Source organism: Nocardia farcinica (assembly GCF_029867845.1).
In the GTDB taxonomy this organism is placed as follows: Bacteria; Actinomycetota; Actinomycetes; order Mycobacteriales; family Mycobacteriaceae; genus Nocardia; species Nocardia farcinica_A.
Genome location: NZ_JARWRU010000387.1, coordinates 1 through 4,122, shown reverse-complemented (window position 1 = coordinate 4,122; position 4,122 = coordinate 1). Strand labels below are relative to the sequence as shown.

At 73.9% G+C, this 4,122-nt stretch carries 4 protein-coding genes; 2 read left to right on the top strand and 2 right to left on the bottom strand.

Annotated features, from left to right (window positions below):
• Nucleotides 1–71: 71 nt before the first annotated feature.
• The gene (locus QH283_RS08105; RefSeq protein WP_280502401.1) at nucleotides 72–1,343 is read right to left on the bottom strand and encodes an HRDC domain-containing protein; all 1,272 of its coding nucleotides are present in this window, start codon (nucleotides 1,341–1,343) and stop codon (nucleotides 72–74) included.
• Nucleotides 1,344–1,369: 26 nt separating this feature from the next.
• Complete coding sequence (locus QH283_RS08100; protein ID WP_280502400.1) at nucleotides 1,370–2,008, bottom strand: DUF3000 domain-containing protein; 639 nt, start codon at nucleotides 2,006–2,008, stop codon at nucleotides 1,370–1,372.
• A gap of 65 nt (nucleotides 2,009–2,073) precedes the next feature.
• Between QH283_RS08100 and hemE the strand changes: the two genes are divergently transcribed.
• On the top strand, nucleotides 2,074–3,129 hold the full coding sequence (hemE, locus tag QH283_RS08095; RefSeq protein WP_280502399.1) for a uroporphyrinogen decarboxylase: 1,056 nt from the start codon (nucleotides 2,074–2,076) through the stop codon (nucleotides 3,127–3,129).
• 75 nt (nucleotides 3,130–3,204) lie between these two features.
• Nucleotides 3,205–4,122 (top strand): FAD-dependent oxidoreductase (locus tag QH283_RS08090; RefSeq protein WP_280502398.1); only part of this gene is annotated, 918 nt, incomplete at its 3' end.

Genomic DNA, 4,122 nt, shown 5'->3' with positions numbered 1-4,122 from the left:
CCCCCCCGCGGGGTGCCGCCCCCCCCCGCCGCCCCCCCGCCCCGGGGGCGGCGCCGCCCCCGGCCCCGGGTTCAGTCCTGCTCGGGCAACAGCGCCTCGGCCAGCGGCGGAACGGTCAGTTCGCGCTGCCAGGGCCTGGCGCCGGTGGTGGTGAGGAAGGTGTCGATCTCGGCGACGAGGTCGGCGAGGGGGCGCGGCCGGGCGTAGTCGCCGAGGCCGTCCCAGCACAGTCGCCGCACCGCGTCGGGCGCGAGCAGGTTCTCCACCGGCACCGTGTGCGCGACGGACAGATCGTTGAGCGCGGCGCGGGCGCGGGCCAGGCGGGCGGCGGCGACCGGGTCGCGGCGCTCCCAGCGGTTCACCGGAGGTGGGCCGTCGAAAGGTTGGCTGAGCGGGGGGAGTTCGCTGTCGGGCAGGCCACGGGCGGTGTCGAGCGCGGCCAGCCATTCGCGGGAGTAGCGGCGCTGGCGCGGTCCGCCGAAGACGGGCAGGGCGCGGAGCTGGGCGATGGTGCGCGGGTCGGCGGCCGCGGCGGCCACGATCGCGGAATCGGGGAGGATGCGGGAGGGAGCGATGTCACGGAGGCGGGCCAGGTTGTCGCGGGTGGTCCATAACTCGCGGACCGCGGCGAGCTGCCTGGCCTTGCGTAAGGTGTGGATACCCGAGGTGCGCCGCCAGCGGTCTGCCTTGGGTGCGGGCGGGCCGGCCAGCCGGACGTGCTCGAACTCCTGCTCGGCCCACCGGTCCTTGCCCTGGGCCCGCAGATCGGCGTCGACCGCCTCGCGCAGTTCCAGCAGCAGTTCCACATCCAGCGTGGCGTAGTTCAGCCAGTCGGCGGGCAGCGGGCGCGTCGACCAGTCGGCCGCGCCGTGCCCCTTGCGCAGCGTGCGGCCGAGCAGCCGCTCCACCATCGCCGCGAGCCCGACCCGTTCGAAGCCCGCCAGGCGCCCGCCCAGTTCGGTGTCGTACAGCCGCGCCGGGTACAGCCCGAGTTCGGCGAGGCCGGGCAGGTCCTGGTCGGCGGCGTGCAGCACCCACTCCAGCTCGTTGATCACCTCGGCCAGCGGGCCGAGCGCGTCGGTGACCGGGATCGGATCGATGAGGAAGGTGCCCGCGCCCGCGCGCCGCAACTGCACGAGGTAGGCCCGCGCGGAGTAGCGGAAGCCCGAGGCCCGTTCCGCGTCGACGGCCAGCGGGCCGGTGCCCTCGGCCAGGCGCTCGGCCGCCTCGGCGATCTCGGCGGCGGTGCCGAGCACGGGGGGCACGCCGTCGGCCGGGGCGAGCAGAGGCTCGGCTGTACTGACTTCCGTGCTGCCCTGCCCGGGCTGTTCTGCAACCGGCATAGCCTTGAACTCTACGTGGCCCGCTGTCACTCCGGCCCGTTGCCCGCGTGCGGTGGCGGGCGCAGGTGGGTGACCCCGGCGGGCGGAAGCCCCGCCGAGTAGGCGAGCACCTCGCAGAACGATTCCACGTGCGGCCCCATCTCGGTGGTCAGCGCGGTCCAGGAGGCGCGTAACTCGAGCTGGTGCGCCCGCGGTGGGCCCGCGATGTCGCCGTAGCGCACCGAACTGGTCGAGGTCACGGTGCCGCCGAGCGCGGTGAACGGCTCCGAGCGGGTCTCCAGCGCGTCCACCAGCCAGCTCCACGCCACCTCGGGCAGCAGCGGGTCGGTGGCCAGCGCGGCGTCGATGTCGGCCTGGATGTAGGCGACCAGGCGGAAGGTGCCGTGCCAGACCTCGTCGCCGTCGGGATCGTGCAGCAGGATCAGCCTGCCGAAGGCGTCCCCCTCGGAATCGACCGGAACCGTCCCGGTGTCCGGGTGTGTGACCTCGGCGCCGAGCGCATAGGAATAGGGCGCCAACCGCTGCGGCGGACGGATCGGGGACAGCTCGATCCGAGGGTGGCATGTCGCGGTGCCCATCGCATCGACCGCGGCGCGGAAGAGGGCCGGTTCGCCCTGGGGTCCTTCAGTCGATGCGGCGCCGTCGCGGAAGTCGAGCGGTGTCACGAGCCTGACCGTATCCGCTACCCACCCGGCGCAGTCGGAGGCGCGCCGCCGCATACGATGGCCGGGTGAGCACGTACAGCCGCCGTCGGTTGCCCGACGCCCCGTTCCTGGCCGCCGCGACGGGCGCCACTCCGAGCCGACGTCCGGTCTGGCTCATGCGACAGGCGGGCCGATCGCTGCCGGAGTACCGCGAACTGCGCAAGGGCATCGGCATGTTGGAGTCCTGCTTCGACCCGGAGCTGGTCTGCGAGATCACCATGCAGCCCATCCGCAGGCACGGCGTCGACGCGGCGATCCTGTTCTCCGACATCGTCGTTCCGCTCAAGGCCGCCGGAATCGACCTCGACATCGTGGCCGGTGTCGGCCCGGTGGTCGCCACGCCGGTCCGCGACACCGCCGATGTGCGCGCGCTGCCCCGGCTACGCCCGGAGGAGGTCGGCGCCATCGTCGAGGGCGTGCGCCTGCTGACCGACGCGCTCGGCGACGTCCCGCTCATCGGCTTCGCCGGCGCGCCCTTCACACTGGCCTCCTATCTGGTCGAGGGCGGGCCGAGCAAGAACCACGAGCGCACCAAGGCGATGATGTACGCCGACCCGAAGACCTGGCACCAACTGCTCGGCGTGCTCACCGACATCACCATCGCCTTCCTGAAGGCCCAGATCGACGCCGGCGTGGACGCGCTGCAACTGTTCGACTCGTGGGCGGGCGCGCTGTCGCAGGCCGACTACCGCGAGTACGTCATGCCGCACTCGCAGCGGGTGTTCGCCGAGGTCGCCGACGCGGGCATCCCGCGCATCCACTTCGGTGTCGGCACCGGCGAGCTGCTCGGCGCGATGGGCGAGGCGGGCGCCGACGTGGTCGGCGTCGACTGGCGGGTGCCGCTGAACGAGGCCGTGCGCCGCGTCGGCCCGGGCAAGGCGCTGCAAGGCAATCTCGATCCCGCCGTGCTCTTCGCCGGTCCCGAGGCCGTGGAGGCACACGCGCGCCGGATCGCGGCCGAGGCCGACGAGGCGATCGTGCTCGGCGCGACCGGCCACATCTTCAACCTCGGCCACGGCGTGCTGCCGGACACCGATCCCGGCGTGATCACCGCGCTGGTGGAGCTGGTCCACGAGCTCTGAGGGCCGAACGGCGGGCGGTGACATGGACGACAGCCTCTGCCCGCCCGCCGCGGTAGCGGACTACCGTCGCAGACTATGAGGATCGCGATTGTCGGCGGTGGGATCAGTGGCCTGGCCTCGGCCCATCGGTTGCGGACGTTGCTCGGCCCTGACGTCGATCTCGTCCTGCTCGACCCGTCCGACCGGGTGGGCGGCATCCTGTACACCCCCGATGTGCACGGCGAGCCGCTCGATCTCGGCGCCGAGGCCTTCGTCGGCCGCAGGCCCGAGGTGCCCGCCCTGCTGCGGGAACTCGGCCTCGAGGACGAGCTGGTGTATCCGGCGGGCAAGCGCCCGCTGCTGTGGGCGGGCGGCGCGCCGCACCCGCTGCCGGGGCGCACCCTGATGGGCATCCCCGCCGACGCCGAGTCGATGCGCGGACTGGTCGACGAGGACACCCTCGCCCGGATCGAGGGGGAGGCCGACCGGCCGCTGGCCTGGTATCCCGACAGCGATATCGACGTGCACAGCCTGGTCGCCGACCGGTTCGGCGTCCAGGTCGTCGAACGCAGCGTCGACCCCCTGCTCGGTGGGGTGTACGCGGGCAGCTCCCGTTCGATCGGCGTGCGCGCCGCGCTGCCCACTCTGGCCGCCGCCCTGGACGACGGTGCGCCGAGCCTGACGGCCGCCGTGTCGGCCGCTCTGCCGCCACCGTCCACCGAGCCCGTCTTCGGCGCGCTACGAGGCGGCTACCGGGTGCTGATCGACGCTCTGGTGCGGTCCTCGGCGGTGCGGGTCGTCGCGGGTACCGCCGCCACCCGGCTCGCGCGGGCGGGCACCGGCTGGGTGGTCGATCCGCTCGGCCTGGTCGACGCGGTCGTGCTGGGCCCGCCCCCCCCCCCCCCCCGCCGGGGCGTGGGCTTCCTTGCGACCAAACCGGCGGCCCCCACCCGCAGCAGCTGCACGGAGCACGCGCGGGGGGGGGGCATCGACCCAGCCCCCCACCACCGCCCC